Annotated in this window: 18 protein-coding genes and 1 pseudogene; 6 read left to right on the forward strand and 13 right to left on the reverse strand. The window is 58.9% G+C overall.

Going from position 1 to position 20,199, the window contains the following annotated elements:
* Positions 1–625: 625 nt before the first annotated feature.
* The 5 genes from REH34_RS03680 to REH34_RS03700 form a co-directional block, all read right to left on the reverse strand.
* Positions 626–967, reverse strand: coding sequence for a hypothetical protein (locus tag REH34_RS03680; protein ID WP_311970806.1), 342 nt, complete (start codon positions 965–967; stop codon positions 626–628).
* Positions 968–1,185: 218 nt separating this feature from the next.
* On the reverse strand, positions 1,186–1,590 hold the full coding sequence (locus tag REH34_RS03685) for a DUF6911 family protein (protein ID WP_048725531.1): 405 nt from the start codon (positions 1,588–1,590) through the stop codon (positions 1,186–1,188).
* Entirely contained in the window at positions 1,587–2,078 is a 492-nt protein-coding gene (locus REH34_RS03690; RefSeq protein ID WP_311970807.1) for a hypothetical protein, read from the reverse strand. Before REH34_RS03690 ends, REH34_RS03685 begins: the two co-directional genes overlap by 4 nt.
* Positions 2,079–2,691: 613 nt before the next feature.
* The gene (locus tag REH34_RS03695) at positions 2,692–3,015 is read right to left on the reverse strand and encodes a DUF6572 domain-containing protein (protein WP_311970808.1); all 324 of its coding nucleotides are present in this window, start codon (positions 3,013–3,015) and stop codon (positions 2,692–2,694) included.
* A gap of 10 nt (positions 3,016–3,025) precedes the next feature.
* Entirely contained in the window at positions 3,026–6,352 is a 3,327-nt protein-coding gene (locus REH34_RS03700; RefSeq protein ID WP_311970809.1) for a DUF637 domain-containing protein, read from the reverse strand.
* A 137-nt stretch (positions 6,353–6,489) separates the two neighbouring features.
* On the opposite strand from REH34_RS03700, the gene REH34_RS03705 reads away from it, so the two are divergent.
* Entirely contained in the window at positions 6,490–7,446 is a 957-nt protein-coding gene (locus REH34_RS03705; RefSeq protein ID WP_311970810.1) for a WD40 repeat domain-containing protein, read from the forward strand.
* Between the two features lie 100 nt (positions 7,447–7,546).
* Here REH34_RS03705 and REH34_RS03710 read toward each other — a convergent pair whose 3' ends face one another.
* The 3 genes from REH34_RS03710 to REH34_RS03720 all read right to left on the reverse strand — a co-directional run bounded on the left by REH34_RS03710 (position 7,547) and on the right by REH34_RS03720 (position 10,472).
* Positions 7,547–8,956: an NAD-dependent succinate-semialdehyde dehydrogenase gene (locus REH34_RS03710; protein ID WP_409373241.1), complete on the reverse strand. Its 1,410-nt coding sequence runs from the start codon at positions 8,954–8,956 to the stop codon at positions 7,547–7,549.
* Between the two features lie 96 nt (positions 8,957–9,052).
* The gene (locus REH34_RS03715) at positions 9,053–9,862 is read right to left on the reverse strand and encodes a helix-turn-helix transcriptional regulator (protein ID WP_311970811.1); all 810 of its coding nucleotides are present in this window, start codon (positions 9,860–9,862) and stop codon (positions 9,053–9,055) included.
* A 91-nt stretch (positions 9,863–9,953) separates the two neighbouring features.
* Positions 9,954–10,472 carry an Mpo1-like protein gene (locus tag REH34_RS03720; protein WP_311970812.1) on the reverse strand — a complete coding sequence of 173 codons (519 nt, stop codon included), beginning with the start codon at positions 10,470–10,472 and terminating at the stop codon, positions 9,954–9,956.
* 57 nt (positions 10,473–10,529) lie between these two features.
* On the opposite strand from REH34_RS03720, the gene REH34_RS03725 reads away from it, so the two are divergent.
* Positions 10,530–11,234, forward strand: coding sequence for a Crp/Fnr family transcriptional regulator (locus REH34_RS03725; RefSeq protein ID WP_311970813.1), 705 nt, complete (start codon positions 10,530–10,532; stop codon positions 11,232–11,234).
* A gap of 64 nt (positions 11,235–11,298) precedes the next feature.
* Here REH34_RS03725 and REH34_RS03730 read toward each other — a convergent pair whose 3' ends face one another.
* The 3 genes from REH34_RS03730 to REH34_RS03740 all read right to left on the reverse strand — a co-directional run bounded on the left by REH34_RS03730 (position 11,299) and on the right by REH34_RS03740 (position 13,374).
* Positions 11,299–12,069, reverse strand: a complete 771-nt coding sequence (locus REH34_RS03730; RefSeq protein ID WP_226506899.1) for a molybdopterin-dependent oxidoreductase — start codon at positions 12,067–12,069, stop codon at positions 11,299–11,301.
* Positions 12,062–12,685, reverse strand: coding sequence for a cytochrome b/b6 domain-containing protein (locus tag REH34_RS03735; protein WP_226506900.1), 624 nt, complete (start codon positions 12,683–12,685; stop codon positions 12,062–12,064). The genes REH34_RS03730 and REH34_RS03735 overlap by 8 nt, the downstream gene beginning before the upstream one ends.
* A gap of 83 nt (positions 12,686–12,768) precedes the next feature.
* Positions 12,769–13,374: a hypothetical protein gene (locus tag REH34_RS03740; RefSeq protein ID WP_226507044.1), complete on the reverse strand. Its 606-nt coding sequence runs from the start codon at positions 13,372–13,374 to the stop codon at positions 12,769–12,771.
* Positions 13,375–13,598: 224 nt separating this feature from the next.
* On the opposite strand from REH34_RS03740, the gene REH34_RS03745 reads away from it, so the two are divergent.
* A complete protein-coding gene (locus tag REH34_RS03745; protein ID WP_226506901.1) occupies positions 13,599–14,294 on the forward strand; it encodes a heavy metal response regulator transcription factor in 696 nt (231 codons plus the stop codon).
* On the forward strand, positions 14,267–15,661 hold the full coding sequence (locus REH34_RS03750; protein WP_311970814.1) for a heavy metal sensor histidine kinase: 1,395 nt from the start codon (positions 14,267–14,269) through the stop codon (positions 15,659–15,661). The genes REH34_RS03745 and REH34_RS03750 overlap by 28 nt, the downstream gene beginning before the upstream one ends.
* A 78-nt stretch (positions 15,662–15,739) precedes the next feature.
* Here the strand turns inward: REH34_RS03750 and REH34_RS30110 are convergent, their stop codons facing one another.
* Both REH34_RS30110 and REH34_RS30115 read right to left on the reverse strand, forming a co-directional pair.
* Positions 15,740–16,282, reverse strand: a complete 543-nt coding sequence (locus REH34_RS30110; RefSeq protein ID WP_409373308.1) for a methyl-accepting chemotaxis protein — start codon at positions 16,280–16,282, stop codon at positions 15,740–15,742.
* Positions 16,283–17,053 (reverse strand): annotated as a pseudogene (locus REH34_RS30115) (PAS domain-containing protein); the annotation flags it as partial.
* Positions 17,054–17,493: 440 nt separating this feature from the next.
* On the opposite strand from REH34_RS30115, the gene REH34_RS03760 reads away from it, so the two are divergent.
* Both REH34_RS03760 and REH34_RS03765 read left to right on the forward strand, forming a co-directional pair.
* A complete protein-coding gene (locus REH34_RS03760; RefSeq protein ID WP_311970816.1) occupies positions 17,494–18,402 on the forward strand; it encodes an AraC family transcriptional regulator in 909 nt (302 codons plus the stop codon).
* 153 nt (positions 18,403–18,555) lie between these two features.
* Positions 18,556–20,199 (forward strand): NAD(P)/FAD-dependent oxidoreductase, encoded by a 1,644-nt coding sequence (locus tag REH34_RS03765; protein WP_311970817.1) that lies wholly within the window; start codon positions 18,556–18,558, stop codon positions 20,197–20,199.

Consider the following 20,199-nt stretch of genomic DNA (forward strand, 5'->3'; position numbering starts at 1 on the left):
ATTCTTCACAGAGAAGGAATAATTCGCCTGTATCCAGAATTTTCTCGGCGAATAAACGTCCTTACTCACATGCGGGGCAATCGCTATGCCAATATGCCACTTTCGATTCCTTCTTATTTAGGAAATGCGATTACTACTTGCCCCCCGTGTCCGTAATTATGCGAACGGTAGATACTGCTAACAACCGGAATATCCCCAACAGCCTCCACCACGACCTTCGCGCGAAGCGCAGTATAGGCCCTTACTCGACACCGTCACACCCAGATCAGCCAGGGCTTTCGCCCCCATGGCCGCATCACTTTGCGGCGCTGCTATCAGTGCACCGCGGTCGCCAATGCCTTACCAAACCTATACCCCAGATCTTCGGCTTTATCATCTCCCCCTATCTCTAGGTCTTCGCCCAACTTATCCAGGTTCGCCTTGAATTCACCAGATGCAGCGCCCAGTGCCTGCTGAAAGCTGGTGGTTTTGTACAAATCCGTCAGCAGTCAAAAAGTCTTGCTTCGTGGAGATGCAATAGGCGGCGCCGAAACGCAAAGCCACTAAGAGCACCGGCCCGTTTCAATCGCCCACTTCGACTTTTATCATGAACACTGCATGAGTCTCCGCATTCATACCTACAACTTCAGCGACCAACTTCCCACTGTCCAAAGCCACCTTTATTTTTTCTCCATATGGGACTGATTCCGGGTTCAGCAGCAAGCACTGAACCAATGCCGAGCACCAAGGCTTCGTATATTGCGTATGGGGCCCCCAGGGATTCGGTGTCCAGCTGAATCCCAACGTCATCACCTGTGAGCTTTAATCCCAAAAGCAATGTAACAACGCCATCATTTTCCTGATATGCCAATTGATCGTTATTATAACCCCCACCGTAGCGACCGGGCATCACATTCGCGCCCTGCTTGGCGACCAGAGACGCGAACAATCGAGAACGCAGTTGTGCTTGCTCGTTTAATTTATTCATAAGCCTCAGCCCACCTTATTAACAGATTTATATTAACGAAAAATTCCAGAGCGTACTGGCGTTGTTAGGACGGTATCTGCGTCGTTCAGAATATTAACTTTTGCATCTGCTGCTGCACGTTGCGCGTCCGTCCATCCTGATTTGTAGGTCAGAAAGAGATCGACGCCATCGCTTGCTGTGCTTTTTGCACCAACTAGTCAGACGATATTTAGTGAAACTTACGCCATGATATCCACAGACACATTTCCTGAACGAGCAAACTCGATAAAAATAGCACAAACAATTTCCACATCATGTGTGACGGCTCTAGCAGGATACATCTCCCCTAAAATGCTGACGAGTTCGTTTTTTGAGTTGAGATCAGTCATAGTTCTGACGACATGCTCACCATCCTTATCATACTCGCTAAGCATCAGTAAAAAATTTTCACTTTCAACATAAAGCGCCAATTCATAGGGGCGACCTTCAGATTCAGACTCGCACCGCATCTTGATAACGCCGGAGCCTTTACCAATGGAAGTCAATACCCCTCGAACATCCAATTCTTCGGGATCCATGATAGCTTCTAACTGATGGCGATATCCATCAGCGTCAACAATATAGCCGCCAAAAACCATACTCATGGCACCTCCTTAATCGACCGCATTCCCGGCACCCAATTATATTTTTTTGGTAATCCAGTTACGTCGTCTATCGCTTGAATTGTCAAAGAACTCAATCCGGATTTTTCCGCAGCGGCTGCTATATCACCTTTGCAAAATCCACATACATCTTTACCTGCAACGCTCATAGCCATATCAGCACCTTGAGTCTTGCCAGCATTATATGCCTGCTGTATCACGCCAATTTCTGCATGAGCGTCAGCCATATTTCCATTCGGCAAAGATTTTCCTGTTGCTTCAGTTTTGGCCGTTACTCGATCAGCTATCAGAGTTGGCTCATCTGGATTTGCCTGAGCTACTGGACGAGCTGTTTGGTTTACATCAGTAAATGCCGCATCTCCAATTTTTCCCTCTGCGGTGACAACCGGAGAAATACCTTTTGCACCAGCAACCTCTGCAACCCCGGCCTTCGCCTCAGCCGATGCGAACCCGATCGGTCCCCCTATCAATTGGGATTTTTAGAGACAGTAGCTTTTGCACCTACTCAGGAATAATTTTCAACTCACTCCATAGTGGTTTTAGCCCTAGACTTTCCATATAAGTCCCATAGTCGAAAAAGGCCCTAACCCCAATGTCTTCGTGTAAAAACCATGAGGCCTCGCACTCTTGACATACGAACAAGCAAGTGTTGTCAGCTATAATTTTAGCCTTGACAATATCTCCCTGCTCACACCTTGGACACAACATATAAAACTTCTCTATTTAACAGGACAGGCGGTAATGACCTGACTGGTCCCAGGCCGAACAATAATTTTAATACTCGTTTCTCCCGAAGTACCAATCGCTCGGCCCATCGGGACAACATATGCACCCGGATCACCTACTACAGGACTACCTTTCTTGAGCCATGCTTCATCGACAGCGCCTAAAATCTCTTTTCTGTCCATACTAGAGACGCTATGTGTTGTCTTGGCAGGATTCGGCTCCGCATGCTCTAAAACATGCAAAACTCTGTTTCCTTGAACCGATCCTGGTCCATAGTCTAGACCAGCTGGAGTTGTCCAAGTCCGGGTAGCCTTGTCAAACGTTAGCTCTACTGCACCACCTGTTACTTTTGCACCGCTAACTCAAATTAGAAACCTGAAAAGCAAATCTAGCCCCCACCTGCTCTACAACAGAGCCAACTTTACTTAAAAAGTCCTTACCTCTTACATTCGGGGGATATTTACAGACGACACTTATAACAACCTCGCGACCTTTCGAATCAGGATATACCTCAAGCAACTCTCCACTTTCAACAAAGCTAATATATAAATTAAGCTTCTCTTGGAGCAGCAACAAATGCTCATCATTCCATTCCAAATGATCACTTATCGTCAAAAAAACCTGCCCGGTCTCTTTGTCAACACCAATAGCATCAACGACATTAACTTGTTCAATTGACATATAACATCCTTTAAGGCCTAACCACATTCACCGTCGTAGGCGGAATTTGGGTACCTCCTGGGAACCCTGGCTTTCCCTTGCCTACAACAACTGCTCCTGACTCTTGAATTTCAGGAAAGGCTATTTTTTGATTTGTGGTCAGAGGCGCAGTTTCCGACGCCTTACATTCTGTACAAACAATATTTCCATCTGCATCTCTACCCATTAAATCAATTCTGGTTCTGGTGCCACTTTGGGTTTTAACGGTCACCTGCTGAACGACTCCAGTTTGAGTTTCTTGAAGCTTGTCCATCGTTTGTGCTTCAAAAGCATCTCCAGCAGCTTTATTTTTAGCTAGCTGACTGGTTGTATCACTTATGGTGCTCTCTCCTGCTAGAGCGCGTGTGTCTTTTGCACCAGTAACCTCTGCAACCCCTGCCTTCGCCTCCGCTTCCGCCCATCCGCCCGCGCCACCACTCAGCACACCAGCAACAATCTGCGCCATTTCTCCCTGAAGCGCAGTACTATCGGCAAGCCTATAATCACTCTCATTCTTCGCCTGAAAGTGATCAATGATATCCAGCTCTTCCGGTGTCAACGCAGTTGATGCAGCCCATCGATCAAGCGCATCCGTGCCTGTATTGGCATCCTGAGCTATCGTACCGCAGTTATCCCCACAGCGCTTCAGTGCTACTCCCGTATCTTGGTCGCTGATCGCTTGGTATTTGCTCTGAACTGTCCCGCGGCAAGACGCTGGATCGGGATTGGCCCGGCACGCCACCAGATCAGTCACCATCTGATCGACATCGCCCAACTTGCGCTTATCTTTCGACGCATTGCCCAGATAATTGTTTTGGGTCACGTTCTGAGCGACTGAGGCTCCAACACTTGGGTCCCCACCCGTCACGGCCGCAGCGAGAACGCCGATAAACCCCGACAGCGCAATCATCTTTTGGTCGCCTTGGGCGACGGTGAGGGGCGTGGCTTCGTCTTGGGACGGCATGACCAATTTGGCCAGCGCCTGCACTGAGGCTTCATCCGCCCCGGCGGCTAGCGCGCCGGTCGCAAAATCACCGCCTTGAGCCATCGACAGCACGCCGCCTAATAGCGCATGCATACCGATTTTGGTCAGTGAACCATTGGCGAACGCAGTGCTGCCTATTTCATTGGCGCCGTATGCACCACCGACGTTGATTGCCTGCCCTGCCAACGAACCCACAAGGTTTTTACTGAAGCTCCCTCCTTCGATGGCGGTGGTGATAGCGGCATCCGCGACCGCCGTCTCCGTGGCCTTCAGAATGGTATTGGTACTCAGAACTTCTGGATCGAACTGCAGCTCCTCTCCAACCCCAGCCGTCAGCATCGCCACACCCGCGCTTTTCAAGCTGCTCGCACTGACAGTGTCCTTCAGCACCTTCCCTAGATCGCCGTTATTGGAAATGCCACTGTTGACGGCGGTGGTTGCCAGGCTGCCCGCACCTGCTGCGCTCACCGTACCCATGCCAAGACCTGCCGGTCCCATGGCCAGAGTCATGGCAATGGCCAGAATGATTTCGGCGCCCGCACCCAAGCCGTGGGAGCTGTACTTGAAGGAGTCATGAACCTCCTTCACCTGCTGCCAGTTCACATCACCCCGCGCCTCGGCATCTTTCAGCCACGCCAGCTTCGGATCCGCCGCCACCATGGTGTCGATCACCTGGCTGACGGTCTGCTTGTCGATCTGCTTGACGTCGATATTCAAGCCGTTGACGGCTGTGATCACCGTCTTGCCACGAGCGACCATCTCGGTTTGTTGCAGGGTCTCGTCGGTGTTGCCTTTGCCTTTGGCACTGGTCCAGGCGAGGTTCGAACTGCTTTTGGTGTGGGTTTCCTGATCCAGGTCCTTGACGCCCTCGAAGGTGATGGCGCCGCCACTGGCAACGGTCAGGTCGTTGCCGCTGTTGAGCTTGGCGGCCTGGTACAGCTGGTCGCCGTTGCTGGCCAGGGTCAGGTTGCCGCCGGTGGTGACGCTGCTGCCGACGTTGGTGGTTTGGGTGACTTCGTCGTGCTGCAGTTTCTTGCTGCCGAAGCTGCCCTTTTTCTTCATGTCGTACAGCGAGTAGCTGCTGTCTTGCGCGGCAAGCATCTGCAGCTTGTCACCGGCGTAGAGATACGCGTCGGTGCCAGCGGTGACGTTGCTTGAGGTGAGGGTCAGGTCCTGGCCGGCGCCGACGGCGACGCTGCCACCCGCAGTGACCGTGCTCGCCACCTGGGTAACGTCATCGTTCTGCCACTTCTTGTGACTACTCGCGGTATAGCTATGCGCCTCATCCGCCGCCGACGACACACTGACGTTGTCCGTCGCCGACAGAGCAACGTTTCCACCCGCCGCCAGCTGGCTCGCTGTCACCGCCAGATCCCGCCCGGCGGTGATACTCAGATCACCACCGGCTGTGACGCTGGCGCTGTCCTGCGTGGTGGTGGAGCGCGTGAACTTGCTGGTCCGGGTGCTCGCATCGACCGCTTGTGCGGCGACGATATTGACGTCGCGCCCGGCCGTGATCGTGGTGCCGGTGCCGCTGCTGAGCACACCGCCGGTGTTGTTGACGTCGCGCCCGGCATTGATGGTCAGGCTACCGGCCGCTTCGACGCGGGCGGCGCTGTCGACCAGGTCGGTGCGCTCGGTGGCCGAGCCCAAAGCGCTTTGGTGGGTGGTGATGCTGCGCTCGTTGCTGACATCGCCGTCGACGGCGGTCAGGCTAACATCGCGCCCGGCAATGATGCCGCCAGCGGTGTTGGTGAGGTTGTTGCCGGCCAGCAGGTCGAGGCGGCTGTCGGCCTGCACCACGCCGCTGTTGACCAGGTTGTTGCCGGCGATCGCCGAGAGGCTGCCGGTGGCTTTGAGGGTGCCGGCGTTGCTCAGGTCGCTGCCGGCAATCAGGTTGACGTCGGTGCCTTGTATCAGCGCGCCGTTGGCGGCCAGGCGGTTGTTGGCGTTGGCCAGGTAGAGCACGGGCACGAGGACGGTCTGGCCGTCGACCACTTCGCTCTGCATCCACACGATGTCATGGGTCAGGGCCGCGACTTGCTCGGAGGACAAGGCGGTGCCGACGCTGAGGTTCAGTTGCTGCTGGGCGGCGATACCGTTGTCCATCAGGTATTTGAACTGCGCGGTATCGCTGGTCTGGCCGTCGATGAAGCGCGCGCCGGTGCGGGCGACGATGGCCTGGTCGACCAGGGTCTGTTCATAGAGACCGTCGCCCAGGCGCTTGGCGCTGGTGTCGGGATCGTAGCCCAGCGCGGCAAGCATGTAGTCCGAGCTCATGAACTGCTTGAGGTTGGTGAGCGCGGGGTTGGTTTCGATCAGGTACGACGTCAAATTAAAGAAAACTCAGTGTTCATCGAACACCGCACCTGCGCGCTCGGACTGTACGAATCCAGCGGAACTTAAGCCCCGCGAAGGCTCTCCACCCACACATCGAGAGTTTTTTTGACCTTGAGTACAGGAGCGCATCAATGAACCTCCACCACAGCGCCACACAGGAAATCATTGCCGTCGACAAGCAGGGCCAGCAGGTGCTGTTTCTCGACCCTGGGGATCTGTCAGTGCGCGCGGCCATCACCGGTTTGCCCGCTCGGCCCCACGAACTGCTGATCATCCAGCAGCAGCGCAAAGCCTACGTGCCCATCTATGGCGACGGCGTGCACGGTGACAACCCTCACCCGAACCACCAGGTCGCGGTGATCGATCTCGACAGCCGCAGCCTGACCGGGTTTATCGACACCCTGCCGTTTCTGTCGCCCCATACCGGGCGCCTGGGCCGCGATGGCAAGGTCTACCTGTGCTGTGAAAACAGCGCGACGGTCATCATCATCGACCCCAGCCAGGACAAGGTAGTCGGGCACATCGAGGTCCCATCGAACAACGTGCACAGGCTGATCCCGCTGCCCCATGCCGATCAGGTATGGGCTGAAAGCGAGGAAGACGGCCAGTTGTACGCCATCGACGTGCACGGCAACACCGGCCAGGTGGCCGCCACCCTGGCGATGCCCGGCCCGTTGAATGGCATCGATGCCTCGCCCCTGCGGCCCTGGGTGATCGCCTCGGACGCAGACCGGCCAGTGATCTACGCGGTCGATACCACGGAGCGCCGCGTGTTTCACTCGATCGAATTGCCCGGGCATCAGCGCCCTGGACAGGTGGTGCGCTTCAGTCCCGACGGCCGGCTGCTGGCGGTCATCGGCGACTTCGATCCGGTGGTGAGCTTTTTCGATGAGCATCTGCAATGGCTGTTCAACGCTGAACTCGGTGACAAGCCGCTGGACGGTTGCTTCAGCCCCGCCCAGGATTACCTGCTGGTAGCCAATGAAAACGACGCTACCGTCAGCGTGATCGACATCGCCAAGCGCAAAACCCTCGGCCATGTACCGGTGGGTCAGGGGTGCGAAATTCTGGCGTACTTCGAGCGCTGAGCATGAACACTCGTGATCTCTGACACCAAAGCGGGGCGTACCGCGCTGAGCGGTACGCCCCGAGGCTGGGGTCAGACGCAGGCCGAACTTTCAATGGGCGTCAGATAATACTCTTGGCCCAGACAGCCTGCGCATTGGTGAACTCGCGCAATCCAAAGTGCGAGAGTTCACGCCCATAACCACTCTTCTTCACGCCCCCCACCGGTATACGCGCGTTGGTGGCCGGGTAGCCGTTGATGAATACCCCACCGGTTTCCAGGCGCCGGGCGATGCGTTGCGCGCGGCCCAGGTCTTGCGTCCAGAGGCTGCCGCCCAACCCGTAATCACTGGTATTGGCCAGTGCGATGGCGTGTTCCGCAGTGTCGGCCACGGTAATGGCCGCGACCGGCCCGAAGGTCTCTTCATCGAAGGCCGCCATGCCAGGCTGAACGTCACCCAGCACCGTCGGCGCATAGAAATTGCCCGGGCCTTCGAGCTTGTGCCCCCCCAGCAACAAGCTCGCACCGGCGGCCAGGGTGCGCTGCACTTGCCCATCGAGTTCATCGCGCAAATCGGCACGGGCCATCGGGCCAAGGTTGATAGCGCTGTCCAGCGGATCACCGACTGTCAGCTGGCTGACGGCAGCCACGAACTTGCGGGTGAATGCCTGCGCAATCGGTTGCTCGACAATGAAGCGCTTGGCCGCCAGGCACACTTGGCCGGCATTCTGAAACCGCGCTTCGACGGCCGCTTTCACCGCCAGGTCGATATTGGCGTCGGCCAGTACGATAAAGGCGTCGGAACCACCGAGCTCCAGCAGGCTTTTCTTCAGAGCCCGTGCGGCGGTGCCGGCTACCGCAGCACCGGCGCGCATGCTGCCGGTCAGCGTCACGGCGGCGATGCGTGGGTCTTCGATGGTGCGGGCCACGGTATCGTTGTCAGCCACCAGATTGACGAACAAGCCCTTGGGGAAACCGGCCGCTTCATAGGCGTCCTGCAAGGCGTAAGCCGAGCCCATGACGTTGGGGGCGTGCTTGAGCATGAAGCCATTGCCGGACAGCATGATGGGCGCCGAGGCGCGAATCACCTGCCACAGCGGGAAGTTCCAGGGCATGACCGCCAGCACGGTACCGATCGGCAGGAAAGAAACATGCACCTGATCGTCCCCCTCAACCTTGACCGGCTCATCGGCCAGAATCGCCGGGCCATGCTCGGCCACCCACTCAATGGTGGCGGCGCACTTCTCCACCTCTCCCCGCGCTGATAGCAGGGTCTTGCCCATTTCGGCGGTGATCAGCGTGGCCAGGGGTTGCGCGCGCTCTCGCAGGATAGCGGCCAGGCGCCGATAGGCCGCCACTCGTTCGTGCATCGGGGTGGCACGCCACAGGCGGAAGGCGGCGGCGTTCACATCGAGCAGTTGCTCGACTTCACTGGGCGTCTGAAACGAATACGTGGCGATCAGCTCACCGGTTGCCGGGTTGCGCGACGTTGCCACGGGGGCATGGCTGGATGCTGCGTTCAAGTTGCTCATCGGTATCACCTCGTTGACGGTTCGGCAGCCCTGTTTGCGCTGCGATGACCGCCACTTTAGGTACACCCGAGAATGCCAGGAAGGCGTGTTGTTATCCTATGACTGCGGGTCATAGGCAGTGTGGCGAGGGATGTAGGTGACCAGCGACAGGTCCGGCCGCCCTTCCGGCGTGAGGGCCACATAGGTGAAATCGATGTAGCCACTGATGGGGTGCAGCAAACGCTTGCGCCCTTCTTCGAAGCCTTTGACGTCGGTGTCTTGCCACCACTCGCGAAACTCCGGACTCTGCGCCGACAGTTCTTCAACCAGGCTGTCGAACGGCGCTTTGTCCAAGGCCTGCCCCCGGGCCGCACGAAAGGCGCTGATCATGCCGCGGGCCATCTGCTCCCATTCCAGGATCACGGTCCGGTAAGGCGGATAGAGGAACAGCAGCCGCAGGGTGTTGCGCTCATGCGGTTGCAGCGAACCGTAGTCGACGAACAAGTCGGCGATCGCGTCGTTCCAGGCCAGGATGTCAAGTCGAGCATTGCGCACATAGGCCGGGATCGGGTTGATGGCTTGCACCAGCATCTCCAGACCCGCGGTCACTCCACCGCCTGTCGCCGCAGCGGGAGCCTCCAGTGCGGACAGCGCATAAAGATGCGCGGATTCGACGCGGTCGAGCTTGAGCACGGTGGAGATGCGCCGCAGCGCATCGGGCGAAGGTTGAATATCACGCCCCTGTTCAAGCCAGGTGTACCAACTGACGCTGACCCCGGCCAGTACGGCCACTTCCTCGCGACGCAAGCCGGGCGTGCGCCGAGGCCCTTCAGGAAGGCCGAAGTCCTTGGGATCGAGACGGGCGCGTCGGCTGGTGAGGAACTTGCCGAACTCGCGGCGCTGCTCTACAGATGGCCTGTTTGCCATAAATCACTCTTGCGCGAAGTTTTCGTGCGGTGATCATAAGGCGCCAGCAGCGGCACGACTACCCGCATCCGTGACGGGATCGAGCGAAGTTTCAATCCGGGTGATTGATCCTGGTGCGCAACGTCCTCATCAATCCCAAGGCAAAAGCACACTCTGCGGCGATGAATAAAGGCCCGATCAACAAACTCATGAGGTCATCCACAAAGGCCGGTTTGCGGCCTTCCCAAACATGACCGAGAAACTGCAGCCCCCAACCCAGAACAAAACTGCCCGCACCCAGCAGCAACCAGACCACCGTCGACTGCTGCGCCGCCAGGTGACCGAGCGCTGCGGCGCAGCAGAGGCTGATCGATAAGGCCAGCCCCAGCCTGACGTCCAGGCACAGGTAATAGACCGAGATGACGGATACCGCCAGCCATGCGATAGAGATACCGGCCGGGCCAACGGGCAGCGTCGGCCTGGACAGCAGGATCGCCACGCCAAGCACGATCAGTGGGATACCAAAGAAATGGGTGACGACGTTACGCCGGTCCTGGTGATAAGCGCCGTATTTTGCCAAGTGTTGTTCTATGCGTCTCATGGAAGCCCCGGATGAGGTCGAGCGGTGCATCTATAATGGCGTGGCGCCGCGGGTACGAATGTCAGCCACCCGACACAAGGAAAAATAATGCCCCGCTTGTCGATGACAGACCACAGCCTTCTCGCCACCCTGCAACGCGGTGACTGGTTCGCCACACTCCCCGCTCCCTTGCAGCAACGGATCCTCGACGCTGGCGAACAGATCGACCTGACCGAGGGCGAACGCCTGTTCGCCAAGGGCGATGCGCCGGACGGGCTTTACTGTGTGCTGCAAGGCACTGTGCGCATCAGTACCGTCAATGAAGCGGGCCGAGAGATGATTGTCGCGCTCCTGGAGCCGCCCCATTGGTTCGGCGAAATCGCACTGTTTGATAATGAGCCTCGCACTCACGACGCCTGGGCGACTGCGGATACATGCCTGTTAAGGCTGGCGCAACGAAAGCTGGAGAACATGCTCGAACTCCACCCACAGGACTGGCTGTACTTTGGCAGGCTGCTGACGCGGAAACTACGGGCTGTCTTCAGCGCCATGGAAGACATGGCACTGACCCCGCCGACCGCTCGCCTGGCGCGAAGACTGGTCAATATGGCCGATGGATTCGGCACCCTGGCAGAGGGCAGCCAGCGCACCATTACGGTGTCTCAGGAAGCGCTGGGCTCGATGCTGTCTCTTTCGCGTCAGACCATCAATCAGTCTTTGAAAGAGCTGGAAGTGGCCGGGGCGATTCGGCGTATGCGGGGGGCGATCGTGATTGTTGAAATCGACAGGTTGATTGGCAGGGGCAGCGAGTGACGCCGCCAGACGCAAACTGCCATTTCCCTCCATACCGGGGCGCCCACAACAGGCCTTGGGTCATCTAGATCCCGCTGAACCAGTTATACCCCTGATCTTCCCAATACCCGCCCGGATAATCGTTGCTGACGAATATCTCGACGATATGCTTGGGGTTCTTGAAGCCCAGTTTTGTTGGCACTCTGACGCGCAAGGGGTAACCATACTCGGGCGGCAAGGCGACCTCGGCATAATCGAGTGCCAGCAATGTCTGGGGGTGCAAGGCCGTGGGCATGTCGAGGCTGGAGTAATAACGATCGGCGCATTTGAACCCGACGAACTTGGCGGTAGTGTCGGCGCCGATGTGTTCGAGGAAGGTCCGCAACGGCACCCCGCCCCACTGCCCGATCGCACTCCAGCCCTCGACACAGATCAGGCGGGTTATGTCCGTGCGTTGCGGCAACTTGCGCAGCCCTTCCAGGGTCCAGGGGGCCTTGTCGCGGACCATCCCTGATACCGCCAGGGAGTAACTGCCCAGGTCGATATCCGGTATATCTTCCTCGCCGTAAAAGGCGTTGAACGGAAACGGCTGGGTCATCTGCGCCTTGGAGAACGTCGGCGCCAGCCGCTGGCCGCTGAACAGCCAGGCCTGAACGCGGTCGTTCCAGCGCGACATGGCCCACAGCACCTTGTCGACCTGATCGCCGTCCTGCAGATTGCAGCCGGTGAGCATGGCCATGGCGCCAACGGTCAGGCCGCCACGCAGAAAATGGCGGCGCTGAATGTTTTCCAACAGGATGCGCTGCGCGGGCTCCAGCTTGACTGGAGGGCCGCGGCGTTTTGGCGATTCAATCATGATCGGGTTTCCCGGTTTCCATTGGCCGTAGGCCGCCAGTGATCATCGGCAACAGGGTTTTGGGCACCAGGAGCACCAGCACCAGGTGCACGACCACGAACGCGCCGATCGCCGCCATGGCCGTGAAATGCACATAGCGCGCAACGTCGTATCCACCCAGCAGTGCCACCAGCTCTTGTAGCTGTATGGGTTTCCAGATGGCTAACCCCGACACCACAATCAGCACGCCCGCCGCCAGCACCAGCCAATACATCAACCGCTGCACCGCGTTGTACACGCCCTTTTGGTGAACGAGCCGAAAGCGCAATGCGTCAAGCAGATCGCGTTTGACCGCCTTGGCCGTCACCGGCAACAGATCGCGTTTGAGGTGTCGACTGGCCAGACCGTACAGCACATAGATCAGACCATTGGCGGCAAGCAGCCACATCACTGCAAAATGCCAGGCCAGTGCGCCTCCCAGCCAGCCACCGACCGTCAGTTGCGTCGGGAAGCGAAAGGCGAACAGCGGCGAGGCGTTGTAGATCGCCCAGCCGCTCATGAACATGCAGCACATGGCAAACGCGTTGATCCAATGCGTAAGGCGCACGGGCCAGGAGTGAATGCGACGCTTGGCCATCGAATGGCGCTCCTTTACCAGGCTTGGCGATACCCGATGCCAGCGGACTCGCTGGCGCAGGCACTCCTGACAGTTGTAGTCGATTACATCGGTGGTTGGAAACCATCTTTGCCGACGGCGACGCCACGTGCGCTTTTACCATCATCGGCAGGGAACACGACGATCTTGGCGCCCTTGACCAACTGCTCGACCTTGCCCTTCTCGACATAGGCGATCGGTACATCCTGTGGCACCACCAGTTGCTTCTCGCCACCCTCATATTTGACCGAAAGCGTACGGCCGTTGGTTTTCGCCAAAGTGCCCACGGTACCGTTGGTCATGGTGCCGGTGCTGCCATCGGCATTCTGCCAACCGTAGTGACCTTCACCGCTGCCCTTGAGGCTCGCTTCGAAGACGGTGACTTCCAGTGCCTTCAAGGTACCGTCCGACTGAGGCGTGGCTGCCGAACCGATAAAGCTGTCGGCCTTGATCGAATCGATATCCGCCTTGGATACCAGACGAATACCGGTTTTATCGGTCAAGCCAATGGTCTGGTGAGCGCCAGCTCGAGTGGTGAACGACAGCGTATTGTTTTCAACGCTGTCGACCGTGCCACGCATCGGCTTGACGACAGGCATGTCGGCAGCCGAGGCCATTACAGCGGCGCTCAACAACAATGTGCCTAAGGTGCAGGACAGGGCAGTCTTGATCTTCATTGAGACGATTCCTTGCGATGGGTGTATAGCTATCCTCGACGAACAACCGGCCCCTCAGCATGACCGGCTAATGACATTTTTGTCATTCGCGCCGTCACGTCCGTCAATGACAGAAATGTAACCGACACGGTTGCAACCGTTGTTTAGACTGCGTTGCGCACGCATTGTGCGACACGCCTGTTAGAAGTTAGTCGAGAACGCCCGAGCGAGCCCAGACGATGCACATTCTGTTGATCGAAGATGACACTAAAACCGGTGAGTACCTGAAAAAAGGCCTCGGCGAATCCGGCTATAACGTCGACTGGGCCCAACACGGCGCCGATGGATTGCACCTCGCCCTGGAAAACCGTTACGACCTGCTGGTGCTCGACGTCATGCTGCCTGGCATCGACGGTTTCCAGATCATCGAGGTGCTGCGTGCCCGCCAGGACGTACCGGTGCTGTTCCTGACCGCGCGTGATCAGCTGCAGGATCGCATTCGCGGCCTTGAGCTGGGCGCCGACGACTACCTGGTCAAACCGTTTTCGTTCACCGAACTGCTGCTGCGCATCCGCACCATCCTGCGCCGCGGCGGGGTGCGCGAAGCCGACCGCTTTCAGCTCGCCGATCTTGAGCTGGACCTGCTGCGCCGACGGGTCACGCGTCAGCAGGAGGTCATTGCGCTGACCAACAAGGAGTTCGCCCTGCTGCATTTACTCTTGCGCCGCGAAGGCGACGTACTGTCGCGCACGCAGATCGCATCGGAGGTGTGGGACATGAACTTCGACAGCGACACCAATGTGGTAGACGTTGCCGTCAAGCGTCTGCGCAGCAAGGTCGACGCGCCTTATCCGATCAAGCTGATCCATACCGTGCGCGGGATTGGCTACGTCTGCGAGGTGCGGCCATGCGAACCCGACGCCAACCTTCCCTGACCCTGCGTTCGACCTTGGCGTTCTCGCTGGTGGCGATGCTCACCGTGGCGGGCGCTGGCCTCTATCTGTACGAGTCGATGAAAGCCTCGCTGCTGCAGCGCAGCGACCACGCGGTACTGGGGCGCCTGGATCACTTTCGCAAACTGCTGCACTACGACCTGACACTGGACAAGCTGCAGAGCAGCCCGCAGATATTCGAGAACATGCTCGACAGCGAAGACGATATTTTCATCATCGCCGAGCCCGGCCAGACGCCGGTGATCATGGTGAACCCGCTGCAGGCCGAGCTCCCGCCGTTGCCGGTGACTGCCGAGGGCATGCAGGCCGATGCCGCCAGCCTGCGCACCGGCATGGCCCCGTCGGGCGTTCCGCTGCGGGCAGCGACCGTGCAAACGAGCTCCGCCGGGCGGGCGGTCAACCTCACGGCTGCACACATCATGGTCAAGGAAATGAGCCTGCTGGCAGACTTTCGCCAGCGCATCTATCTGGCCGTGGCACTGGCGTTTCTGATCACCGCACTGCTCGGTTTCGTGCTGTTGCGCCGCGGCTTGCGGCCGCTGCGAGAAATGGCCGCGCATGCCGCCGACATCTCCCCCGAGCGCCTCGAGAGCCGCATGCGCAGCGAAAACACACCGGTGGAGCTGCAACAACTGAGCGATGCCTACAACGCCATGCTCGATCGTCTGGCCGACGGGTATCTACGGCTCACGCAATTTTCGGCAGACCTGGCCCACGAGATTCGCACGCCGGTGGGTTCGCTGATGGGGCACTGCCAGGTCGCGCTGCGTCAGGTGCGCAGCGCCGATGAGTATCAGGCGCTCCTCGCGTCGAATCTTGAAGAACTCGAACGTATCTCGCGGATTGTCGAGAGCATTCTTTTTCTGGCCCGTGCTGATGAGACCCAGGCCGTACTGCAACGCCAGCCTTTGTGCGTGCATGACGAAATGCAGCGCGTGGCGGAGTACTTTGAAGGGCTCGCCGAAGAACGGCAGATCCGTCTGCTGATCTCGGGGGACGCAACCCTCAGCGCAGACCCGCTGCTGCTGCGCCGGGCCCTGAGCAACCTGGTAGCGAACGCGATCAGGTACGCCGATCACGGCAGCGAGGTGCTGATCGGCGTCACCACGGCGCAGGCGCACTGCCGCATAGAGGTCGAAAATCAGGGCCCCGTGCTGAGTGACTCGGCCCTGAGCAAACTGTTCGACCGCTTCTATCGAGGCGATGCTTCGCGGCACCAGAGCTCGGATTCCAATGGCTTGGGATTGGCCATCGTGGCAGCGATCATGCAGCTGCACGGCGCAGAAGCGAGCGTGGTGCAGCCACGCCCTGGGTATATCCGCTTTGCGTTGAGTTTTCCGATGGCGTGAGCGGCGCAAGTACCGCATTGCCGTTAAATCAATCGGGGGGAGCGCCCGGCGCACTCACCCGCCGATCTCGCTCCTGGATCACTGCAGCCGATTAGCAAATTGCCCCACGGCATCGACAACCTTCTTCGCGCCTTCGCGGATCTCGACAATCACTGCGCCCGCCTGATTGGCCAATATCAGGCCCTCTTGGGCCTGGCCTCTGCTGCTGGCGATGCTGTCAATGGCCGCCTCTACCAATTGCTGGTTTTGCTGCACCACCGTCACGATTTCATCCGTCGCCTTGCTCGTGCGGCTGGCCAGCTGCCTGACCTCATCGGCAACCACGGCAAAGCCCCGACCCTGTTCACCGGCACGCGCTGCTTCGATCGCCGCGTTCAACGCCAGCAGATTGGTCTGGCTGGCGATTCCACCGATGGTCTGTACCATCGTGCTGATCAATAGAGACTGCTTGCCCAACGCTTCGATACCGGCGGAGGCCGAGGCCATTTCCTGAGTGATCAGTTCCATGGTTTCCAGGGTTTTCTTCACCACTTGCGTGCCGTTCTGGGCGGTCGAATCGGTTTGCCGAGACACCTCATACGCGGTCGCAGCCGCCTCGTTGACCCGCGATTCGCGCTCCACCTGGTCAGTGACGACGGTCGCGAACTTCACGACCTTGTACAGCCTGTCCTGGGTGTCGCGCACCGGATTGTAGGTCGCTTCCAGCCACACATCGCGCCCATGGCTATCACGGCGCTTGAAACGGCCCGCCATCACTTCCCCAGCGTTGAGACGGCGCCAGAAAGCAGCATAATCGCTAGCGCTGGTATCGCCCGGGACACAGAACATCGAATGGTGCTTGCCGACGAGCTGGGCAAGGTTGTAACCCATCGCACCCATGAATTGCGGGTTGGCGCGCAGCACGTTGCCACCGAGGTCGAACTCGATGACCGCTGTCGAGCGCTGCAGCGCAGCAATCACATCCTCATTCTCCCGCGCCGTTTCGGTCGCCTGCGTCACGTCCATGCCCAGGCACAGGATGCTGGTGGCTTTGCCGTTGATGTCTTTGAGCGGTTGCCAGTGCGCCTGTATCCACGCCAACGAGCCGTCGGCCTTCAGGAAACGGTACTTGTCGGATACAGAGCTGCCGCTGCTTACCGCGGCGCGCAAATTGGCATAGCACGGCAAGGTCTTGACGTAATCCGGCACGAACGCCGACAACGGCTTGCCGGTAATCTGTTCCGCCTTGAGGCCCAGCAGCGCCGCAAAGCGTGCGTTGCAATGCACGATGTTGTAATTCTCGTCCACCGAGAACTTGATCATCTCGGCCTCAAGGCTTGCCTGGACCTGGCGCAGTATCAACAGCTCGGCATCCTTGAGCAGCAGTTCTTTCTTGAGGGTATTGTTGAACATAGCGCGCACCGGATGTCTTGGAGTTGCACTGGCTATCGGCTTGGTCGCCTGCTACATGAGCGCATAAATTAAATGGCCGATTTCAAATCACACAATTGTCCGCGCCATGTCGAACTTTCAGTGGTTTGTCAGAAGTTCCATTCGCGGTGGTCGCGGATGAAGTCAGGTCGCTGGCCAACCGCACTCAGCAATCGACGGTGAAGATCAGAGACATGATCACGTGCCTGCAGTCCGGCACCCAAAATGCAACTACCGTGATAATGACTAGCTGCAACCTTGCCGGTGAGACGGTCGCACAGACGCGAAAGCTTCTCCCACGCAACACACATCGGCAACGCAGAAAATGTCCAGCTCGCACCTGTTCATCACCTCTGCAAGCCATGTATTACTTGCGTCACTCGCCATCAGGCGCCCGCCAATCCTCCAGCCGGATCACCGCGATGCCCGACTCGATCACGCCTTACCAGATCCCCCAGTGGGTGCCCGGTCGACTGCTGAGCGGCAGCGATGCCCTGGGCTGGCAGGGGCTGATCCAGCGTTCCTACCAACTGCGCGCCGTCGATGTGGTGGTGCCGCCGGTGGATCACTTCGCGATCATGCTGCAGTGCTCAGGCTCGGTGGAACTGCAGCGACGCACTGGCAGACACTGGGTGCGTGAGCGGTATGCGGCGGATGATGTGTCGTTGCTGTCCGTCGCCCAGGAGTCCCATTGGCGCTGGGCAGATACGCTGGATGTCTCGCATGTTTACCTCAGTCGCACATTGCTGACCAAGGTCGCCGAAGACGTCGCCGACCGCAGCGTGGCGAGCGTCACCCTGCATGATGTGCTGGTCACGACCGACCCGTTGCTGGCGAGCCTGGCCAAGGCCATTACCGCCGAAGCAGCGGCGCCGGGCCTGGGCGGCAGCCTTTACGTCGAGGCGCTGGCCACGCAAATGGCGGTGCATTTGCTGCGCCGCTACTCGACCCTCGACTATCGCCGGGACGTACCAAGGCCCAAGTTTGATGGCCCGCGCCTGCGCACGGTGCAGGCCTACGTTGAAGCGCATCTGCACGAGAGCTTGTCCATCGCCCGGCTTGCCGAGCAGATGGGCATGGGCCCGTGGGCATTCTCGCGAGCGTTCAAGGAGGCCACCGGGTGCCCTGCGCATCAATACATCGTCGGCTCACGGATCAAACGAGCACAGTCACTGCTGGCCGAGGCCGATCTGCCGCTGCGCGACATTGCCGTGCAATGCGGATTCTCCGACCAGGCGCACATGACTCGCTTGCTCAAGTCCGCCCTGGGAGTAACGCCTCGGCAACTGCGTCAACGCGCCGCTGACTTCGAGACGGCCCCGTCGCGCTGAGCCCCACCTGATTATTCAAAAAAAACCACCCGTTCCTTCAAGACTCCCGGCCCGGCCAGTCTGTAGCGTGTCGATCAACGAGCTGCACGTCGCGCGGGCACTAACGACCGCCACGATGCCTCGCCACCTATAAAAACAAGATCTGGAGGCCGTATGAACGTCACCCCATCAATGTCTCGCCCTAGCGCGGCACACAATACCCAGCGCTACGACGCCGTCATCATCGGCGCCGGGATTGGCGGTCTGTATCAGCTGTACCGACTGCGTGAAGCCGGGCTCAAAGTCCTGGCCATCGATGCCGGCAGCGGCGTCGGCGGCACTTGGTACTGGAACCGCTACCCCGGCGCACGCGTTGACTCCCCCAGCCACGTCTACCAGTACTGGTTCAGTGAAGAACTCAACACTGCCTGGAACTGGAGCGAGCGCTTCCCGGCGCAACCCGAGACCGAGCGCTACCTGAACTTCGTTGCCGACCGCTACGCCTTGCGCAAAGACATCCAGTTCTCTACCCGCGTGTTGTCCTGCGACTTCGACGAGTCGCGCGAGCGCTGGCAGGTGCGCACAGACAAGGGCATTACCCTCGACGCCAAGTATCTGATCTCCTGCGCGGGCACGCTGTCGACTCCGTTGAACAATCTGTTCGAAGGCGAGCAATCATTCCGGGGCGAGGTCTACCACACGGCACGCTGGCCCAAGCAACCCGTGGACTTCACCGGCAAACGGGTGGGTGTGGTGGGCACTGGCGCCACCGGTATCCAGGTGATCCAGAGCATCGCCTCGCAGGTAAAAACACTGACGGTGTTCCAGCGCACCGCACCCTATACCATCCCGATGCGCAACCAGTGCTACACCGATGCCGATCGGGCAAAACTGAAAAGCCGCTTTCACGAGATCAAGCACCAGGTGCGCAACAGTTTTGTGGGCTTTGATTTCGACTTCACCTATGGCAGCTATCACGATGCCTCGCCGAACGATCGCCGGGAAATCCTCGAGATGCTCTGGGACGATGGCTCGTTGGCGCTGTGGGCCGGGTCCTACGGCGAGATTTTTACGGACGAGGCCGTGAACAAAGAGGTGTCGGCGTTCGTGCGGCAAAAGATGAGCGAGCGCATCAAGAATCCGGCCCTGATCAAGCAACTGGTGCCCACCGACTACGGCTTCGGAACCCGCCGCGTCCCTTTGGATACCGGCTACCTGGAAACCTTCCTGCGGCCCAACGTAAGCATCGTCGACATCAAGGCTGCGCCCATAGAACGCATCGTCGAGAACGGCGTGCAGACCGCCGACGGCAAGGTGCACGAACTGGATGTACTGATCCTGGCCACCGGCTTCGACGCCTCGACGGGCGCCCTGACGCAGATCGATATACGCGGGCGCGGCCAGCAGTTACTTCGGGACGAATGGTCCAAGGACCTGCGCACGACGCTAGGCTTGATGGTGCACAAGTTTCCCAATCTGTTCCTCACCGCCGCGCCGCTGTCGCCCGGGGCTGCCCTGTGCAATGCGCCGACCTGCCTGCAGCATCAGGTGGAATGGATCACCGACTGCATCCGATTCCTGGAAGACAACCAGCGCGCCACCATCGAGCCGACGCTCGAGCAGCAGGATCGATGGGTGGCGCACCACGACGAAGCGGCTTCGACCTCACTGCTGGCCAAGACGCGCTCGTGGTACACCGGCGCCAATGTCGACGGCAAACCCAAGCGCCTGCTGGCCTATGCCGGGGGCGTCAACGTCTACCGCGAGCACTGTGACGCCGTGGCCGCGCAGGCCTACGCGGACTTTCGTATCAACTGA

This window comes from Pseudomonas baltica, from assembly GCF_031880315.1.
GTDB lineage: Bacteria > Pseudomonadota > Gammaproteobacteria > Pseudomonadales > Pseudomonadaceae > Aquipseudomonas.